At 30.1% G+C, this 20144-nt stretch carries 18 protein-coding genes and 1 pseudogene; 13 read left to right on the top strand and 6 right to left on the bottom strand.

Features of this window, described 5'->3' with window-relative positions; translation table 11 throughout:
- Nucleotides 1–11: 11 nt before the first annotated feature.
- From IPK06_12700 to IPK06_12685, 4 genes are all read left to right on the top strand, one after another.
- Nucleotides 12–716: a hypothetical protein gene (locus IPK06_12700; GenBank protein MBK7980829.1), complete on the top strand. Its 705-nt coding sequence runs from the start codon at nt 12–14 to the stop codon at nt 714–716.
- Nucleotides 717–846: 130 nt separating this feature from the next.
- Nucleotides 847–1416 carry a YtxH domain-containing protein gene (locus tag IPK06_12695; protein MBK7980828.1) on the top strand — a complete coding sequence of 190 codons (570 nt, stop codon included), beginning with the start codon at nt 847–849 and terminating at the stop codon, nt 1414–1416.
- Between the two features lie 12 nt (nt 1417–1428).
- Nucleotides 1429–2169, top strand: coding sequence for a PEGA domain-containing protein (locus IPK06_12690; GenBank protein MBK7980827.1), 741 nt, complete (start codon nt 1429–1431; stop codon nt 2167–2169).
- Nucleotides 2170–2287: 118 nt separating this feature from the next.
- Nucleotides 2288–2971, top strand: a complete 684-nt coding sequence (locus tag IPK06_12685) for a DUF1003 domain-containing protein (protein ID MBK7980826.1) — start codon at nt 2288–2290, stop codon at nt 2969–2971.
- A 14-nt stretch (nt 2972–2985) separates the two neighbouring features.
- Here the strand turns inward: IPK06_12685 and corA are convergent, their stop codons facing one another.
- Nucleotides 2986–4035 (bottom strand): magnesium/cobalt transporter CorA, encoded by a 1050-nt coding sequence (gene corA, locus IPK06_12680; protein ID MBK7980825.1) that lies wholly within the window; start codon nt 4033–4035, stop codon nt 2986–2988.
- Nucleotides 4036–4159: 124 nt separating this feature from the next.
- Here corA and IPK06_12675 point away from each other — a divergent pair, with 124 nt between their 5' ends.
- The 4 genes from IPK06_12675 to IPK06_12660 all read left to right on the top strand — a co-directional run bounded on the left by IPK06_12675 (nt 4160) and on the right by IPK06_12660 (nt 8895).
- A complete protein-coding gene (locus IPK06_12675; GenBank protein MBK7980824.1) occupies nt 4160–4591 on the top strand; it encodes an Rrf2 family transcriptional regulator in 432 nt (143 codons plus the stop codon).
- Nucleotides 4592–4731: 140 nt separating this feature from the next.
- Nucleotides 4732–6513 carry a class I mannose-6-phosphate isomerase gene (locus IPK06_12670; protein ID MBK7980823.1) on the top strand — a complete coding sequence of 594 codons (1782 nt, stop codon included), beginning with the start codon at nt 4732–4734 and terminating at the stop codon, nt 6511–6513.
- Between the two features lie 8 nt (nt 6514–6521).
- Nucleotides 6522–7913: a sugar porter family MFS transporter gene (locus IPK06_12665; protein MBK7980822.1), complete on the top strand. Its 1392-nt coding sequence runs from the start codon at nt 6522–6524 to the stop codon at nt 7911–7913.
- A 262-nt stretch (nt 7914–8175) separates the two neighbouring features.
- On the top strand, nt 8176–8895 hold the full coding sequence (locus IPK06_12660; protein MBK7980821.1) for a 3-keto-5-aminohexanoate cleavage protein: 720 nt from the start codon (nt 8176–8178) through the stop codon (nt 8893–8895).
- Between the two features lie 357 nt (nt 8896–9252).
- On the opposite strand, the gene IPK06_12655 is transcribed toward IPK06_12660, so the two are convergent.
- The 4 genes from IPK06_12655 to IPK06_12640 all read right to left on the bottom strand — a co-directional run bounded on the left by IPK06_12655 (nt 9253) and on the right by IPK06_12640 (nt 14633).
- Entirely contained in the window at nt 9253–10146 is an 894-nt protein-coding gene (locus IPK06_12655) for a DMT family transporter (GenBank protein ID MBK7980820.1), read from the bottom strand.
- The gene (locus IPK06_12650) at nt 10146–11660 is read right to left on the bottom strand and encodes a B12-binding domain-containing radical SAM protein (protein MBK7980819.1); all 1515 of its coding nucleotides are present in this window, start codon (nt 11658–11660) and stop codon (nt 10146–10148) included. The genes IPK06_12655 and IPK06_12650 overlap by 1 nt, the downstream gene beginning before the upstream one ends.
- Nucleotides 11661–11795: 135 nt before the next feature.
- The gene (locus IPK06_12645; protein ID MBK7980818.1) at nt 11796–14057 is read right to left on the bottom strand and encodes a TonB-dependent receptor; all 2262 of its coding nucleotides are present in this window, start codon (nt 14055–14057) and stop codon (nt 11796–11798) included.
- Nucleotides 14058–14123: 66 nt separating this feature from the next.
- Nucleotides 14124–14633 (bottom strand): hypothetical protein, encoded by a 510-nt coding sequence (locus IPK06_12640; GenBank protein ID MBK7980817.1) that lies wholly within the window; start codon nt 14631–14633, stop codon nt 14124–14126.
- A gap of 166 nt (nt 14634–14799) precedes the next feature.
- Here IPK06_12640 and IPK06_12635 point away from each other — a divergent pair, with 166 nt between their 5' ends.
- Together IPK06_12635 and IPK06_12630 are read left to right on the top strand one after the other, a co-directional pair.
- A complete protein-coding gene (locus IPK06_12635; GenBank protein MBK7980816.1) occupies nt 14800–15606 on the top strand; it encodes a MerR family transcriptional regulator in 807 nt (268 codons plus the stop codon).
- A 41-nt stretch (nt 15607–15647) separates the two neighbouring features.
- Nucleotides 15648–16252: pseudogene (locus IPK06_12630) on the top strand (GyrI-like domain-containing protein).
- On the opposite strand, the gene IPK06_12625 reads toward IPK06_12630, so the two are convergent.
- Nucleotides 16245–16970, bottom strand: a complete 726-nt coding sequence (locus IPK06_12625; protein MBK7980815.1) for a class I SAM-dependent methyltransferase — start codon at nt 16968–16970, stop codon at nt 16245–16247. The pseudogene IPK06_12630 and the gene IPK06_12625 overlap by 8 nt on opposite strands.
- 65 nt (nt 16971–17035) lie before the next feature.
- Here IPK06_12625 and IPK06_12620 point away from each other — a divergent pair, with 65 nt between their 5' ends.
- From IPK06_12620 to IPK06_12610, 3 genes are all read left to right on the top strand, one after another.
- Nucleotides 17036–17587 (top strand): GNAT family N-acetyltransferase, encoded by a 552-nt coding sequence (locus IPK06_12620; protein ID MBK7980814.1) that lies wholly within the window; start codon nt 17036–17038, stop codon nt 17585–17587.
- Between the two features lie 189 nt (nt 17588–17776).
- Nucleotides 17777–18856 carry a 4Fe-4S binding protein gene (locus tag IPK06_12615; GenBank protein MBK7980813.1) on the top strand — a complete coding sequence of 360 codons (1080 nt, stop codon included), beginning with the start codon at nt 17777–17779 and terminating at the stop codon, nt 18854–18856.
- 75 nt (nt 18857–18931) lie between these two features.
- Nucleotides 18932–20134 carry an alginate export family protein gene (locus IPK06_12610; protein MBK7980812.1) on the top strand — a complete coding sequence of 401 codons (1203 nt, stop codon included), beginning with the start codon at nt 18932–18934 and terminating at the stop codon, nt 20132–20134.
- Nucleotides 20135–20144: the final 10 nt, after the last annotated feature.

Raw genomic sequence — 20144 nt, 5'->3', positions numbered from 1 at the left:
TGAGGAAAATTGTGAAAAAATATGAAAACAAAACTCCCGAAGAAGTAATTAAACTTGTTACAATAGAAATAATTGAACGCGCGATCAAATTGGGAAATAAAAAAGGCAGAGAAATTTTTATTTCTAAAACTTCGGGAGGAGCGGGAACTAACATAAATACATTGAACCCAAATACCGAAGAAGGAAAAATAAATCTAGAAAATTTTTTAACTCCTGTTAGAAGACATTACACATTTTCCGGACTCGGCTCACCCGAAGAAAAAGGTTCGATAAATTGGAGAGTTTTAAATCTTCCATTTGGCAGAAGAACAATGCTCGTTTTTAAAGTTGCTGTTTCATTTTTAATGAAAGGAACACCACTTAAAAATAAATTGTATCGCAGTATGGGAATTCATGTAGGCAAAGGCGCTGAAATTATGCAGCTGGTTTGGTTAGATCATTTTAGACCAGAATTAATATTTATTGGTGAAAATACTCTGATGGGAGCGTTTACAAGGCTGACGGTTCACGCTTATGAAGGTTCGGGAAAATTCAGATATGGAATTATTGAGATTGGAAACAATTGTAAAATAGGCGCGGGAACCGGAATGGGTCCCATTAAAATTGAAGATAATGTAAGAACTTTACCCGGCGCGACGCTTTCACCATATTTTTCAACTATAAAAAACGGCTCGATTGTCGGTTGGAATCCTCCAAACCTTAAAGAAACTACATAATAACAATTTAAAAATTCATATTAAAAGACTTCGTTGTCAAATTAAGTTTTACTTAAAATATTTATGATTTCTCTAATTTAAAAATTATTTTTGCATCAGGTAAAAAATAAAATCAAAAGGAGGAAAGTAAATGTTAAAAAATATGTTAACAAGTAAGGGTAACAGATTTATTGTTTTATCTTTAGTTGTTAGTGCGGCCTTATTATTGGCAAGCTGCGATAAAGCAAAAGATACAATGGAAGAAACAAAAAAGACGGTTGAAGAAACTACAGATAAAGCAGCAGAAATGACAAAAGAAGCCGCTGAAAAAATGGGCGAAGCAACTGAAAAAGTTGTGGACACAGTTAAAACTGCAGTTGAAAAAACAGCTGAAGAAGTAAAAAATGCCGTTGATGAAAAACAATTTGTAGGCGTTTGGCAGGGAAAGTTGGATAGCAGATTAGCAATTTTAACAATTACTTCTCAAGATGGTAATGATTTTTCCGGTAAAATTACAATAAGCTATCGAACACCAATTAATCAGGAAGTAAAAGGAACGTATAATCCGGAAACAAAATCTGTAACAATGGCTGATCAACTGCATAGCCGAGTTAAAGGAAAATATGCTGGCAAACTTTCGGCAGACGGAAAAACATATTCGGGAACTTTTACAACTTTAGTTGATAAAAATTCAGCAACTTTTAATTTAGTAAAAAAATAATCAGGAGAATAAATGAAAAAGATTTTAATGTTAGTGTTATTTTCAATTTTTGCAATTTCGTTCATTTCATGCAGCGACAACACGACCGATCCGGTTGAAGAAAAGGGAAATTTAATCGTAAACTCAACTCCTGCCGGAGCAAAAATATTTTTAGACGGAACAGATTCAGGATTTTTAACTCCCTATACTTTTTCCGGTAAAGCTGCCGGAACATATACGGTAACTTTAAAATTAGATACTTATGCGGATACTACAATTAATGCGCAAGTTGTAAACAATCAAGATGCTACTTTAAATGTTAATTTAAAACCTACATATACAAAATATGAATCTATTAAAATTTATGAAACAACAGGAACAAATTCTTCCCAACCTAGCGGTTTGATACTTTCAACCGGTACAGCCATTAGCTCATCTAATGCGGGAATTGATATTTATTATTATTCAAGCAGTGATGGAAGTACATATTTAGTACAAAGCGCAAATGCGAACAACAGCGCGAAAAGAGCTACTTATTTTAAAATATCATCAGCAACAAATTTAAATGACGGAACCGATTCACCTGCAAAAGATGCAACTTGGACAAACAGTATGAGCGATAGAGAAGCAAATTATGTTTTCCTTTATGATGCAGACGGACATTATTCAAAATTAAAAATTTCAAATTATGGCGGAGGTTCTGGCGTTGGTGACCCTGCTTGGGTTGAATTAACTTGGATTTTTAATAAAGCGGTAGATAATAAATTATTTTAAGTAATCTATAAAATTATTTAATTCAGAGGTGTATTTTCAATACACCTCTTTTTATTTTAAAATTGCAATTCTCATTTTATTGAAGAAAATAATTCGTTAATTATTCTTGAGGTAAAAATTGAATAAAGTGTGCCAGATTTGTGATCGTAATGATTCTCAAGTTGAATTGGTACCAGCAATTATTGTTAGACCATCGGTGGCCAAGTTAATAAAATCCAAATATCCCAATTGGGATAAAAATAATTTCATTTGCAGGGAAGATTTACTAAAATTCAGAAAATCATATCTGCAAAAAATATTAACCGAAGAAAAAGGAGATTTAAGCAATTTAGAAAATGATGTAATAAATAAATTATCCGAATACCAGCCAATTTCGGAAGATATTGAAAAGAAATTCAGCGATAGTTTTTCATTTGGAGAAAGACTTTCGGATTCTATTGCATCGTTTGGCGGCAGTTGGAAATTTATTATTTTATTTTCGCTAATTATTCTAACATGGATATTTATTAATTCTATTGCATTATTTCAAAAAACATTTGACCCGTATCCTTACATTTTACTAAATCTTGTATTATCATGTTTAGCCGCGGTTCAAGCGCCGATAATTATGATGAGCCAAAATAGACAGGAAGCCAGGGACAGAAAGCGCGCCGAGCAGGATTATAAAATAAATTTAAAAGCTGAATTAGAACTTAGACAACTTCATCAAAAGGTAGATCATTTGTTAATTCAACAGTGGGAAAGAATGGTTGAAATTCAGCAAATACAAATGGAAATGTTGGAAGAAATTAAAAAAAGTTAATTATGTACAACTAGTTAATACCATTTTTTATATTTGATAACTAGTAAAATTCCTACGCCTATTACGAGCATAATTCCCAGTATAAAATAATATCCAAACTCCCATTCCAATTCTGGCATATATTTAAAATTCATTCCGTAAATTCCGGCAATAAATGTAAGCGGAATAAAAATTGTGGCGATAATAGTTAAAATTTTTATCACCTTATTAGTATTGTTCACAATATTGTTTTCATTCAAATTTATCAAACTTTGAATATTATCCGAAAAAGAGTTATAGTATTCTATAAGTTCATTAACATGATCTTTACAATCATTAAAAAAATGATAGTTACTTTTTTCCAATAAATTAATTTCGCTTTCTATTAAATCAACAATTGCGGTTTTCAACGGGAAAAGATTTTTCCTTATTGTTTTAAATTTCGCGTTTAATTCATAAATTTTATTTATATGATTTTCATTACGTTTGTGAAGTATTAAGCTTTCCAAATCAAAAAGTTCTTCTCTAATATTTTCAAAATACATGTAATATGAATCTATACAAGAATCAAGCAAAGTATAAAAAAGATAATCCGCCTTTTTATTTCTAGCGCGCGCGGTTCCATTTTTAATTCTCTCGATTTTTGTTTTTATGATATCGGTTGGGTTTTCCATTAATGAAACGACTAGTCCGTCTTTAAGAATAATGCAGTTATTGCTGGGTTCTGTACTTTCTTCTTTGAAATTTTTTACAATAATTGCCAAATAATCATTACCTTCTTCATATTTTGGAATATGATCCGAATGTAATGCGTCTTCTAAAAGCAATTCACTTACGTTTATAATTTTACTTAAATTCTTTATTTGTTCAATTTTTTCAAATCCGGTTATATTCAGCCAATTTATTTTATTCAGATCTCTTATCTCGTCTATGTTTTCAAGTTTTGTCAAATCATTTTCAAAAAAACTTATCTTATCATATTTATAAAGTTTAATTTTTGTTTTTTCGGGGTCAGCATTTCCTATATATATAATTTCGCCCGGCGGCATTCCAATTTTTCTGGTTAATTTTTCAGATTTTTTCATATATATAAGTCACGTCTTAATATTAAATTATTTTTATATGTTTATATAAAAAATTAAAAATAAAAATGTTATTTTTAATTTAACCCAAACTTAACTATATAAAAAATAATTTTCCGAATTTAATATGACTGTTATATTCTCAAAAAAATGTGAACTTGCTCTTCAAGCGGTTTTGTTTTTATCGATTAAAAAAGACCAATTGATTTTTAATGCAAAAGATATTTCCGATGAACTGAAAGTGCCTAAAGAATTTGTCTCAAAAATGCTGCAAACATTGACCGAAAGCGGAATTATTGGCTCTAAAAAAGGAAAAAACGGAGGGTTTTATTTAGCACGAAGACCCAGTAATATCAAGCTAATAGAAATTGTAAAAGCTATTGACGGTGATTCTGTTTTTAAAAGTTGTGTTTTAGGATTTCCTAAATGCAGCAGTGAACATCCGTGTCCGGTTCATGATAAATGGGGGAAAATAAGAGACGAAGCCTACAAAATGCTTAGTGAAGAAACTTTAGAACAGTTGAAGGAAAAGACTTTAAGAAAAATTCAAACGTTATAGAAATATTAATTTTTAAACTTATTTTCGCCAAATTAATTTTTATTATTTTCCCTAACTTATTTTAAATACCAACTTAATATTCTTTTTATATGCAAAATAATTTATCGTTTAGCGCAGAAATACCTAGTGATGAGAATCAAATTGATGGAAATTTACAAAGTACAAGCTGGAGAAAAACACAGCAGTATTTACTGCCTCTGTATAAAAATAAAACCGAAACCGGAAATTATGATATTTACCCTTCCTTCAAAATAGATGATGGAAAAATATTAGACGGCATTGCGGCATTAGTTGATGAAATTTCAAAATACGATACTATCACAATTGATGGATATATTGGTGTATTCTGGGAAAATTTCTGTTCAGATCTTTTAATTGAATTTGAAAAAAGGAAAATATCTGTCGGCATTTTTGATATTAGAATGGCGCTTAAAAGTGAAAATGAAATCGATGAATTGATTAAAAATGATCTTGGAGATTCAAATTCAATTTTTGGAAAACGCACCAATTTAATGCTTTCCGATTTTTTTAACCATGAAAAAATCAAAAAAATTATTCCTTCAAAAAAATATAATGTAAATATTATTTTCGGCTGCGGATCGGAATTGGCAAAATGGAAAGGAATTTTAGTTTATCTCGATCTTCCTAAAAATGAACTGCAATTTAGAATGCGCGCTCAAAGCATAACGAATTTAGGAGCGGAAATTCCATTCGATCCTACTAAAATGTATAAAAGATTTTATTTTATCGATTGGTTTGTGCTTAACGAACATAAAAAAAATATTATTTCCAAAATAGATTTTATTGTAGACTCACAAAGACCGAATAATCTGCTGAGCATAAAAGGAAGTGATTTTAGAGATTCATTAAATAAAATGTCAAAAAATTATTTTAGAGTTCGTCCATGGTTTGAGCCGGGACCTTGGGGCGGAAATTGGATAAAAGAAAATATTAAAGGATTGGCAGAAGATGTTCCAAATTATGCTTGGTCATTTGAATTAATAGTTCCCGAAAACGGAATACTAATTCAAAGCGAAAACTTTCTTCTTGAAGTATCGTTTGATTTTTTAATGTTTCAGGAAAATGAAAATATACTGGGCAGACATTGTAAAATTTATAATTATGAATTTCCTATTCGTTTTGATTTTCTCGACACATTCGACGGAGGAAACTTGTCCGTTCAGTGTCATCCGCGATTGGAATATATGAAAAGTAATTTTGGTGAAATTATTACGCAGGACGAATCATATTACATTTTAGATACAAAGAACGAAGCTAAAGTTTATTTGGGATTTCAAGAGGAAATTAATTCCGAAGAATTCAGAAAAGAACTTGAGGAAAGTTATAGAAATTCAAATCCGGTAAATATTGAGAATTACGTTCAAACTCACGAAGTTAAAAAGCACGATCTGTTCTTAATACCTCAGGGAACAATTCACGGTTCGGGAAAAGACAATTTGGTTTTAGAAATTTCCAATACACCGTATATTTTCACTTTTAAAATGTATGATTGGCTTAGGTTGGATTTAAATGGTAAACCAAGACCAATAAACATCGAGCACGCTTATAATAATTTATATTTCAACAGAAAAGGTGAAAAAGTAAAGGATGAACTAATTGCAAAACCGGTAGTAATTTCGGAAGGAAACGATTGGAAAATTATTCACCTTACAACTCATAATGTTCATATTTATGATGTTGAAAGAATTGAATTTTTTAGTTCAGTAAAAATCAAAAATGATGATCGGTTTCACGTTTGCATGCTTGTGGAAGGAGAATCAGTTATTGTTGAAACAGAAAACGGTATGAAAACAATATTTAATTATGCCGAAACTTTCGTAATACCCGCCGCCGCAAATTCGTATAAATTAATTAACGAAAGTAAAAAAGAAGCAAAAGTAGTGAAGGCATTTTTGAAATAAGGATAATTATGAACGGGCAAATTCAGTCGGGTGAAAACAAATTATATTTATCAATTTTAGCTTTTATTGCGGCATTAGGCGGATTTCTTTTCGGATTTGATACCGCTGTAATTTCAGGAACAATCGGTTTTGTGAAAAGTCAATTTATTCTTGACGCGTTATCTGAAGGATGGTTTGTAAGCATTGCTTTGCTTGGCTGTATTTTTGGTGTTGTAATTGCCGGATACTTAAGCGATAAGTTCGGAAGAAAATTAGTTTTAATTCTTTCCGCAATTTTATTTTCAATTTCAGCAATTGGTTGCGCGGTTAGCGGAAATTATACAGAATTAATAATTTATAGATTGGTAGGCGGAATTGGAATTGGAGTTGCTTCAATAATTTCCCCGATGTACATTTCGGAAATTTCAATACCGAGCATGCGCGGAAAACTCATTACACTCTATCAACTTGCAATTACAATTGGAATATTAGCCGCATATATTTCAAATTATTTTATTTTGGAAAGTTCATCCAATTCGGTTTTCGCGGACGGTTCGTTTTTAAATTGGGTTTTATATAAAGAAATTTGGCGCGGAATGTTTGGAGTTGAAACTTTTCCCGCAATTTTATTTTTAGCGCTTTTGTTTGCCGTACCCGAATCGCCAAGATATTTATTGATGAAAAAAGAAATAAATAAAGCTCAAATAATTCTTTCTAAAATCATTGGTGAAAAAAAAGTCGCGTCGGAGATTTCTGAGATTACAAAAAGTTTCGAAACAACTTCAGTTAATTTTAATGATTTATTTCATAAGAAAATGTTAAAGCCGCTTTTAATCGGAATTTCGCTTGCGATGTTTTCACAGTTCAGCGGAATAAACGCAATAATGTATTATGGAATTAAAATTCTTGGTGAAGCCGGTATAGGCGCAAATGATGCTTTTTGGTCGCAAGTTACAATTGGAATTGTGAACGTGATTTTTACTGTAGTTGCAATTTACACAATTGATAAATTCGGCAGAAAGCCTTTGTTAATTTGGGGCGTTTCCGGAGCTGTTGTTTCTTTAATTGCTGTTGGAATTTTATTTATCATGAATATTACTTCAAGTTTCTTGTTGCTGATATTCATTTTACTTTTTATTGCGTGTTTTGCGTTTTCATTCGGACCGGTTGTTTGGGTAATTTTAGCGGAAATATATCCGACAAAAATAAGAGGAAGAGCAATGGCAATCGCGACATTATCTTTATGGGTTGCTAATTGGATTGTCGGTCAGTTCACCCCGTTTTTATTGGAAACTATTAAAGCACATGGTACATTTTGGATTTTTGCGTTAACAAGTTTTCCGGCAATTTGGGTGACTTGGAAATTTGTTCCGGAAACAAAAAATAAACCTCTGGAAGAAATTGAAAAGGTTTGGTACTGAAAAATAATTTACGCAAAATAAAATCACAGTTTGATGAACATACAATAGTAATTTTATTCAGTTAAAATTTTCATTGCTCCGTTTTGGTAAATGAAAATGAATTAATATTTCTTTATGCGCGCTAAATTTGTCAATTAAACCGCTCCAACTTGGACATATCGTTATTAAATAATATTGCTGTGCTTCAGGTTTAAATTTTGGGATAGAAATTATTAGGCTAATTCCAGAATTTTGCGATATAATAAAATAATAAAAGGTAAATATGTTAATTAAAATTGCGCTAAATGGAGCGCGACCAAAAAAACAAAATCAATATATTCCTCAATCATTAATTGAAATTGAAAACGAAGTAAAACTTTTATTTGAAAACGGAAATAATGTTTTTCATATTCACTGTTATGATGAAAATGGCAATGAAAGTTTAAAGCCAAAAGATGTTAATAAATTAGTAGAATTGGTTAAAAATATTTCTCCTGAAATACAAATTGGAATAAGTTCCGGAGATTGGATTGAACCGGATCTTGAAAAAAGAAAAAGTCACATAAAAGATTGGGAAAATATTCCGGATTTTATTTCTGTTAATATGATAGAAGATAATTCAATTGAAATATCTAAACTGTTGATATCAAAAGGTATAAAAATAGAGGCCGGATTAAATGAAAAGAAAGCCGCGGAAATATTTGTGGAAAGTGAGTTAATTAATAATTGTTATAGAATTCTAATTGAACCGGAACCGGAAGAAATTAATTCAGCGATACAAGTAATTAATGAAATTGAACAAGTTTTGAATAATCATAATGTAGAATGTCGAAGATTATTACACGGATTTAATATGGTAACTTGGGAAATTTTAAAAGAAGCCAAATTGCGGGGATATGACAGTAGAATAGGAATGGAAGATACAATTTATCTTGAAAATGGCGAAATGGTAAAAAGTAATTTAGAACTAATTCAATATGCAAAAAAAATAATAAATGCTTAAGTTCAGAAAACTTAACCTTTGTACAATTTGACTTCCTATGAAAAGTAACAAATATCTTTAATAATTTTTTATCACTAAATTAGTAAAAATCAGAAAGTACAATATACATTTTGCTATTATCACTCTGGCTACATAAAAACGTTTTAACAAAATTTTAATATTGCTGAATAAAAAATTTTTGATCGATCAAAAAATTTACAAGCTTAACGCGCAGTAATAATTTGTTGAGTATCAAAAATTCATAATGAATTGAAATTGAAGTCAAGAATTGTATAAAAAATTATAAACAGCAAAACTTCTTGTTTAATCTAGGGCATAGTTTGTAAATGCGGTATTCCAATTTATAGTTTGTATTTTTTAACTTTTCTTTTTTAACTGAACAAATAATGCTCCTACAGCCGCAATCAGCATTCCGGCTCCTTCTTGAATCGTAATTTTTTCTCCAAGAAAAATCCAAGCTAAAATTGCAATTTGGATCAGCATAGTTCCATTAATTATACTTGATTCCATTGCCGATAAATGTCGTAAAGTCAAATTCCATAATGTAAATGCGAACGCCGTATTAATAACAGCAAGCCAAATTAAATAATAAATATTATTCGTGCTTATTGTTGGAAAACCGTCTTTCATTAGTCCAACTATTAACATTATAATTGCGCCGATTCCCATACTAATAAAAGTTATAACTAGCGGACTAATATCTTTATTTCTGTTAATGTCTCTTCCAAGAACGGCTGAAGCTGAATTTGCCAAAACTCCAATAAACATTACGCCTAAACCGATAAGTTCACTTTGCATAAATGAAATTGGAAAAAAGTAGACAAAAATTCCCAAGAGAAATAAAATTGAACCAAGCCACTGTAGGTTAGTTGGTATTTCCTTCAATAAAAATATGCCTGATATTGCGACAATAATTGGAGTGAAGTTAAGCATTAAACTAACAGTTACGGATGGAAGCAAAGATAAACCCAAATACTGCGTTCCTTGTGTAAATGCGTAAAATAAAATTCCAAGCCAAAACAATTTTTTCCATTGAGAGGAATTTAACTTCTTAATTTCATTTTGATATTTTTTATTGAAAAAAATGAATGGAAAAAAACACAAAAACGCCAAAGTATATCTTAATCCGGCAAATGTAATAGGCGGAATTTCCGATAAACCCCACTTTATTAAAACAAAAGATGTTGACCACAAGAATGTTACAAGTAATGCTTGTAAAACTGAAATTAAATGAGGTGATTTATTTTTCATTAACTGTATAAGGAATCATTATTTTTTGTAAAATTATATTTATCATAAAGTTTTTGCAATTGGTAAATCATAACGCCGTTGAAAACGCCGTGATCAATAAAATTTTTGTTGTTGATAAAAGTCCAGATAATCGTTTTCCAATAATGCAGTCTTAATTTACTTTTAATTCCAATTAAATAAACGCTTCTTAAAAACGGAACTAAATATATCTTTATGGAAGGATTTGGGATTTTAGTTTCTGTTTTTGGAAATTGATATGTAGAAATAAATTTTTTATTTCTTTCAAAAATAGCATTTGGTGAATATACGGTTGAGATTAATTTATCAAATCCTTTACTCAGAATCTCTTTGTTCATTTTTGGAATAAAATTGCTTTCGCCTTCATGAAATGAGAAACCATCAATTAGCCTATTTTCATTTTTCATTCTTTCGTAAAGTTCGGTTCCGGGAGGAGCTTTTAACACATTTACAGTTGCTAAAACTATTCCGCTTTCTTGTATAAAATCTATTTGCCGCTGAAAAATTCCTTCGTCATCAGTATCGAAACCAACAATGAATCCTCCGACAACAATAAATCCATTTTCATTCAATTTCTTAATTGAATCGAGCAAATTTCTTTTAAGATTTTGAGTTTTTCTGCTTTCCAAAAGACTTGTTTCATCAGGAGTTTCAATACCGACAAAAATATGTCTGAAGCCGGCTTCAAGCATAAGTTTCATCAGTTTTTCATCATCCGATAAATTTATAGTAACTTGTGTCGCAAAATAAACAGATGGATTATTTTTCTTACGCCATTCAATTAATGCCGGAAGAAGATCACTCATTAATATTCTTCTATTGCCAATTAAATTGTCATCAGCAAAAAGAATGAATGGAAAATTTTCATACTTGGCAATTTCATTCAGTTCATTAATGATTTGTACTGAAGTTTTTGTTCTTGGTTTTCTGCCGAATAAAGAAGTTACATCACAAAAATCGCAATTATATGGACAGCCTCGCGAATATTGAACTATAGCGTAATGATAGTTTTTAACGTCTACCAGACTCCAATCGGGTAAAGGACTTTCTTCAACATTTGCAAATTGTTCGGTACTATATATTTTTTTCAGTGTGTTGTGTGTTAGGTCATTTAAAAATAATGGTAAAGTGATTTCAGCTTCATTTAATACAAAATGATCGACTTCACTGAATTTATCAAACTCATGCGTAAATAATGTTCCGCCGGCAACAATTTTCTTGTTAAGTTTTTTGCATTCGGAAATTATTATTCTCGCTGATTCTTCCTGTACATTCATAGCGCTAATAAAAATATAATCGGCCCATAGAATATTTTCTTTTGTAAGTGCTGTTACATTTAGATCAACTAATTTTTTTTTCCAAGTAGACGGAAGCAAGTTTGAAATGGTTATCAATCCAAGCGGCGGATACATCGCTTTTTTACCGAAAACCTTTGTTGCGTATTTCATTGACCAAAAAGTATCAGGCATTTCCGGATATACCAATAAAATATTCAAGAAACTGTCCTTTCTTATTTAAATAAGTAAATGGTAAATGAATCTTAAATATAATAAGAGAATAATTATTTTTAAAAGGAGATTGTAATATAAGCCGATCCGGAATTGATAAAACCGAACCGGCTAATGAATTTATTATAGTGAAAATGGAACGTTTAAGACCAACGAAATATTTCTTCCCATATTAAGTATGCCAAGCGGTTTTAATAAACTTAAATGATCAAAAAATTTTTTATCCAATAAATTTGTGGCGTTTATTGCAAGGTCAAAATCAAGATCGAAAATATTTACTGCAGAACCTAAGCTTAAATCGACCAACGTGTAAGCCGGTGTCGGAAGTTCTTCCTCAGCTACTTTATTTTGTTTTAGATAATTTCTAAGCGTAACTAATATATAAAAATTCTTTAAGGAGCTTAATTCTCTCAAATGATATTTTATGCTTCCTATAATTTTATCGGCGGGCATAAAAGGAAGATATGAATCATCGCTCTTTTGACCAATAACCGTTGAATAAGAACCGCCTAAATCAAAACAATTTGTTAAACTCCAATCAATACTAATTTCGCCTCCTTTTAGGTTTGCGTCATTCTGCATAAATTGATAGACTCTGTTAATATCAATAAACATATTTGTCGGTTGAAGAAAAATAAAATTATTTATATGATTATAAAACAGATTCACATTTGCATTTAAATCATTATTGTGAAAGTTTATACCGAAATCAGTTTGCAGACTTTGTTCGCTTTTCATATTTTCGTTTCCAAGTTCATATCTTGTTGTTCCTTCGTGAACTCCATTAGAAGAAAGTTCGGCAAGATTAGGCGCTCTGTATCCGGTTGCAATATTAGCTTTAATTATTAAATTTTCGGTTGCCGTAAATGACGCGCCTAAAGCGCCGTTAATTGTTTTATAATCGTTTTCAATTGTTTTAAAATAGTTTGCTGTATTAATAATTCCCATTTCTTCAGTGTGAATATTCTTTATATCATATCTTAATCCGGCGTCTAAATCCACTAATCCGACATTCTGCTTAAGGTATGTAAAAAATGAAATTTCATTGGTTTCTGCATTGGGTATTAAAATTCTTTTGCCGTCATTTTGATTGTTTTGTAAAACTCCCTGAGCGCCTAAAGTTAGTTCGGTTTTTTCACTGAAAGGTTTTATCCATTGAGCATCGAGTGAAAAAGTATTTAATATTACGTCAAGTTCATTTTCCTCGGTTTCGACTGACATGTTTTCCGTACCTTCATCTTCTATCCTGTGATTATTTTGAAAACCTAGATTTAATTTTATTAACGAACTATTTAGTAGAATAGTATTCCGCAGCGAAGCGATATGAAAATCAACAGTATGATGCGGTCCCTCAAACTCACGTTCAAAATGTTCTTCTTCCAAATCTTTAATATTGGTTAAATCAGCTTCTTCAACAATTCCGTTTATTTGACGAGAAAAATTATAGTTCAATGAACTAATTCCCCATGAAGGATTATAGCTTAACATTGTTGATGCGCCAATTTCCGCAAATCTTGTATTTGGAATTTTTTCACTTCCGCCGGCTAAATAATCGGCATGACTTTTACCGTTTAAGTGAAATTGCCAGCTTAATACATCTTTTGTTCCTTTTAATCCAAGTTCGGTGTTTGCTCCAAGCGTATTGGAAAAAATCTTCAGGTTATAATTTCCAATAATTTCATTTTGCGGAGCATTTTTTTCATTATTGATTCTGATTATTCCTCCCAAAGCTTGAGAACCGAATAACAGCGAAGCTGGACCTTCTATTATTTCAATACTTTCAGCTCCGAGATCTGTTAATCCGAAATCATGTTCATCTTGCCATTGCTGATTATCTATTCTAAGTCCGTTTACAATCGGCGCTATTCTATAACCGAACAAACCTCTAACAACCGGTTTTGAAATTCCAGATCCGTTTGTAAGTTCTGAAATTCCGGGTAAAAGCGATAAAGAATTTGTAATATTTATATATCCGTTATTTTCCAATTTTTCTTTGGATACAGTTTCTACTTTGTATGGAATTTTTTCTTTCGCTCTTGCGGAATTTCCGAGAACTAAAACTTCTCCAAGATTTATATTTGCACGACTTAAACTTACATTTTGAACAAATAAATTTTCAGAAACATTCACCGTCACTATTTCCGGCTTGAATCCCAAAAAACTAAACTGAATTTGATATTTGCCTAATGGAATATTGCCAAATTTGTATTCACCGTTTGAATTTGAAATTGTACTTTTTTGAAGTTCATTTATATAAATGTTTACACCTACTAATTTTTCTCCGTTTTCTTTACTTGTAATTACACCGGAAATCATTGATTGTCCGAATAAATTGGCAAGGGAAAAAAGGAAAAGAAAAATCAGTATGAAAGCAGATTTTTTCATACTTCTCCTTTAAAAAATTACGTTTTGGTTAAATATTTTTAAGTATTTACGCTTATTGATTCAACATCAAACGGTAAAATTCGGCGGCGGAGAAATTACATCACTATTAACTGATTTGTAAAAACTAATTTTTATTTCAGGGAATATTAATTTGCGCTTAACGAAAATGTTTGTATAACTAGATGGGGCTATAAAAATTTTAACAATATTTTTTTGAATAAAATATGCATGTGAAGGCAATTTTTGATCTTCGGTTTCTTTGTTTAATCTCCTTTTAATACTGCTTTCAATTTTGTCATTTATACAGTAAAAATATATGCTGTTATTTTTTTCTTCCTTCCTAACAATATCGTACATTTGTCCATCGTATTCAATTTCATCATCATATAGCACAAATTTGCATTTCTCAATTGAATTATAATCAAACACTATAATTTCAGATTTATCAATTTGTTCTATCAATGATTCTTCAAAAGTTTCCCTGCACTTGTAAATTAAATATTCGGCAATAAAATCAAACCCGAATGAATTCAGTGAAATGATTGTTATTAAAAAAATTGGAATGATTTTTTTCAAATTTGTAAAAACTTTCGTGTTATTGCAGACAAAAATTCTTTACAAGATAGTAAAATAAACCGCCAAAATAAATTATTAATATTTTGAAAATATGTTAAATAAATATTGACTCTCCACTTGGTGGAGTGCTTATTTTTAAAATGTAAATTAATCAATATAGGTTGAGATGAGATTTTCAATTGGCGAGTTATCAAAAATAACGCAGATTCCAATAAAGACATTGCGATTTTATCATGAAAAGGAATTACTTATTCCATCGGAAATTGATGAATTTACTAATTACAGATACTTTTCGGAAAAAGATTATGAAAAAGCTAAATCAATTAAGATTTTGCGTGAATTGGATTTTTCAATTCAAGAGATTAAAGAAATTTTATCAAGCTGCAACTCTGAGTCGGATTTAGTCGGTCAGCTTAAAGTAAAACTTTTGGAAATCGAAAAAAAAGTAAATAGATATAATGAGATTTCAAGAGCGATAGAAAATATTTTAGTAAATGAAAGCGAGATAAAAATGAAAAATAATAATGAATTTGAAATTGAGGAAAAGGAACTTGAAACCATTTTAATTGCGGGTTTCAGAATGAATGGAAAATATTCCGAAGTTGGAGAAGGTTTTAAAGTTTTAGGTAAAAACTTTGGAAGTAAAATTAATGGTAAGCCATTAACACTTTATTATGATAATGAATATAAAGAAAACGACGCTGATTTTGAAGCATGCGTACCGATTAGAAACGGCAAAGATATTGAAAATATTTCCGTGAGAGAATTAAAAGGCGGAACATGCATTAGTTTAATTCACAAAGGTCCATATGAATATTTATCTGATTCTTATAAAAAACTTTTCTCTTATTTAAATGAAAAAAATTATAAAACCATTTTGCCGAGTAGAGAAGTTTATATTAAAGGTCCGGGAATGATATTTAAGGGAAATCCGAATAATTATTTAACTGAAATTCAGATTTTACTTCAATAATAAAAAATTAGAATTACTATAAATTTTTCTTCGGTGAATAAATGGAAAAAATTGATTTTAAAAAAACATTTAAAAATTTGTATAAAGCAAAACCGAATGCGGAAATTATTGAAGTTCCGGAATTACGTTTTTAATAATTGAGGGAAAAGGAAATCCAAATACTTCACAAGATTACAAAAACGCGGTTGAAGTTTTATTTGGTTTGTCGTACATAATTAAATTTATGATTAAAAAATCATTACAAATTGATTATGCCGTTATGCCGCTTGAAGGTTTATGGTGGATAAACGATATGGAAAATTTCAGCATAGATAAAAAAGATGAATGGAAATGGAATGCAATGATTATGCAGCCGGAGTTTATAACTATTGAATTAGTTGAAAAAGGAATATCGGAATTTAAAAAGAAAAAAAACACAGGTGCGGTTGACAAAATAAAGTTTGAAAAATTTACTGAAGGGAAAGCCGTTCAAGTTTTACACATTGGACCATTTTCTGAAGAAGGACCGGTTATAAGTAAACTTCATAAATTCATTGAGGAAAAAGGATTTAAACTTTCCGGCAAACATCATGAAATTTATTTAAGTGATATTCGAAAAGCCGATCCGAAAAATTGGAAAACGATAATAAGGCAGCCTTTTATTTAGTTAAGCTAATTACTAAATCTTTTGCATCTTGCTTAAAAATGTCTTGAGATAAACTGCCATAAATTTTTATTTTGAGATTATTTTGATTAGCGGCTTTTTTAAAATCTTCAAATGAGTGAGGATGGATTTTTGTAATTATTTGCTCGGATGTTTGCCGTTCTTTATCTGTTAATTCAATTATGAAAAACATTTTATCATCTTTAAAGGAATATTTTCTTACAATTATCATATTTTCGTTTTCGAAAGTGTTGAGAACATAATCTTTATCTTTGGGAATAACTGAATAATTGATAATTTGAATTAATATTTTGCCGTTCGAATTTAAATTCTTTGAAGCGATTTTTATTATGCTGTTTAATTTTTTCTTGTCAATGTTTGATAAAGTGTTACCCAGCGAAACAATAATATCGTAACCTATTATAAAATCAAATTTTAAAAGATCAACCGCGGTAAATTTAATTTTAACTTTTTTATTTTCCGCATTTATCATGGCAAGTTTAATCATTTCTTCGGAATGATCAATAGCCGTGACATTTAATCCAAGTTGACAAAGAGCAATAGAATCAACACCGGTTCCGCAACCTAAATCAAGTGCGTTTTTATAATTGGGCTCAATAAATTTTTTAAAATTTTCTGATTTATTCTTCAGAGAATTTTCAAAATTTATCATCAAATCATAGCTTGATGAAAGTATATTAAAGAATTTCGCGTTTTCCATTTATTGACTTTTTATTTTTAAACTTGATACTTTTATGAAACAATAATTATTAAATGAGTTCGATAATGGAAAATCCATTTTTATTCGGTAAAAAAATTTATCTGCGCGCTGCTCAGGAAAACGACGCGGAAATTATTTCAGTTTCGGAAAACCATCCCGAAGCAAGAGCAAGTTTATACTATGCAATACCGACAAACATTGAAGAGCATATTGACAGAATAAAGCAAAGACAAAAAGATCATTCAACAATTTATTTCACAATATGTAAAAAAGAAAATAATAAATCAATTGGATCGACTGCATTTTTCAGAATCGATTGGGTTGGAAGAATGGCAATATTTTATTTAGCAATTGCAGAAAAAGAAAACCGGAATAAAGGTTTTGGAAAAGAAACAACTCAATTAATGATTGATTATGCTTTTGCTACTTTAAATCTTAATAGAATTCAGCTTCATGTAAGCGTTGAAAATTTAAGCGCGATAAGTGTTTATGAAAATGCGGGCTTTATTAAAGAAGGAACTTTAAGGCATGCAATGTATTTTGATGATCACTATATAGATTTTTACGTAATGGGAATATTAAAAAGTGATTGGAAGAAAAACAAAAATAAAAACTAAATCGATTTCATATTTATAAATTAACTTCACCTTTCTTGTCATTTCCATAGCATTTAAAAAAATGTTCAATAATAAGAATTATAATTTATTGAAATAAATTTTTATTGAATATGAATAAAGTTGACAAATATATCTTTTTCTAATATATTGAATAACAGAATTAAAAATCTGATTATAAAATTTAATAAAATGGCAAAAATAGATAAAAACTTAGAAAAACCTATTCAAAAATATAGATTATTTGTTCAGCTTTTTTTTATTGCTATAATCCTTTGGATTGGAGTAGAATTTTACTTGTTCACAACTTTTCTTGAAAGCGGCGGTACTACAACTTACTATGAGAGACCACCCGGTGTTGAAGCATTTCTTCCTATTAGTTCATTAATGAGTTTATATTATTTTATAATTTCGGGTGAAATTCACCAAGCGCATCCGGCCGGTCTTATAATATTTTTAGGGATCCTTACGGTTTCGTTTATTTTCGGAAAATCATTCTGCAGCTGGATTTGTCCAGTAGGTTTTATTTCAGAATCACTCGGAGATTTTGGAGAAAAAATTCAGAAAAAGTTATTTAAAAGAAGAATTCAAATGCCAAAGTTTTTAGATTATCCGTTGCGAAGCTTAAAATATTTGATATTGGGTTTCTTTGCCAATGCAATATTTTTTTCAATGACCGCGGAAGCTCTAAAGTTTTTTCTTGATTCGCCTTACAATGTAATATCCGACGTGAAAATGTATTATTTCTTTGCTCAAATTTCTCAGTTTTCTTTAATTGTAATTGGAATTCTTTTTTTGCTTTCAATAATATTCAGAAATTTTTGGTGCAGATATTTATGTCCCTATGGAGCGTTTCTAGGATTTATTTCACTTTTCAGTCCAAATAAAATTAGAAGAAATACGCAAAGCTGTATTGACTGCAACTTATGCGCGAAAGCATGTCCTTCTTTTATAAAAGTTGATAAAGTAAAAACTGTAATTTCAGATGAGTGCACAACCTGCATGAGCTGCGTCGATGTTTGTCCCGTTAAAGATACACTTGAACTTAAATTAGTTTATTCAAATAAAAAAGTTTCAAAAAAAATTATTGCCGCGGGAGTTGTTGCAATTTATTTCGCAATAATTGCGATCGGGATGATCTCCGGAAACTGGCAAAATAATATTCCAAAAGAAAAATATATAGAACTATATAAGCAGAAAAATTCTATCGGACACATTCGCAGCAGCGGCGATGTTCAAAAGCTGAATAAAGATGCACAAGAAGTAAAATAAACAATAGAATCAATTTTCATTAAAAACACATAATATTTAATCAGATATTTTATTCTTATTATAGAGGTTCATTATATGAAAAAAATACTTTTAATAATTTCCTTTTTATTAGCAGGTTACGGGTTGATTTTAGCACAATCCAATTATGAAATTACGGGACAAATTAGACCAAGATTTCAAATGGATAATAAAAATTTTAACGGTAAAATTCCTTCAAGTAATTTTACGGAATTAAGAACACGCTTGGGAATTAAAATATCTCCTATAGAAAATCTTTCCGGATTTGTTCAAATTCAAGATTCCAGAATTTTTGGAACCGAACCGAGCACGCTTGATCCAATTGATAATATCGATTTACATCAAGCATATTTTACATTAAATAAAATATTCTCTCTTCCTATAAATCTTAAAATTGGAAGAATGGAATTATCATACGGACCACAGCGTTTAATAGGTGCAGTCGACTGGAGCAATATCGGCAGAAGTTTTGACGGCGGTTTAGTTCAATTCAGTTCTGAAAAAGTAGACATTGATTTATTCACTGCAAAATTGAATGAAAAATTCAATCCGGCAGATTCATTAGATAATAATTTAATTGGTTTTTATGCAGATTTGAAAATTGTAGAGAACTATAAAATTCAGCCGTTTTTAATTAATGAAAATGTTATGAAAGAAGACGGTAACAGAACAACATTCGGAGCTTATATAAATGGAAATATTAATAATTTCTCACACGAAGTTGAAGCGGCGTATCAATTTGGATCTCTTTCCAATGAAATTGAAATTTCCGCTTATATGTTAGCTTTAAACTTAAATTACAAAATAGAAAGTCAACTGAAACCGTCAATTGGAGGAGGAATTGATTTTCTAAGCGGTGATGATGGGAATGATATTAATACGACAAAAGTGTTTAATACTTTGTATGCGACAAACCATAAATATTACGGATTCATGGATTATTTTGTAAACATACCTTCTAACACAATGGGCTTGGGTTTAGTCGATTTTCATCTTAAAGGAGAAATTTCTCCTATTGAAAAACTTAAAACAAATTTGGCATTGCATATATTTAATTCCGCCGCAGAATATAAATTATCCAATAACTCAAAGCTTAAAAATTTTGGATCAGAAATTGATTTTACAATTTCTTATAATTATAATTCAGCAGTAAACTTTACCGGTGGTTTTTCTCTCTTTTTTCCAGGCGATATCTTCAAACAAGTGAAAGGAAAAGATATTTCAACTTGGACATACCTAATGGCTATTGTAAATCTTTAGGAGGTTTAAA

The sequence above is a fragment of the Ignavibacteriota bacterium genome (genome assembly GCA_016713565.1).
Taxonomy (GTDB): Bacteria; Bacteroidota; Ignavibacteria; order Ignavibacteriales; family Melioribacteraceae.
This window is presented reverse-complemented; position numbering and strand designations above follow the sequence as displayed.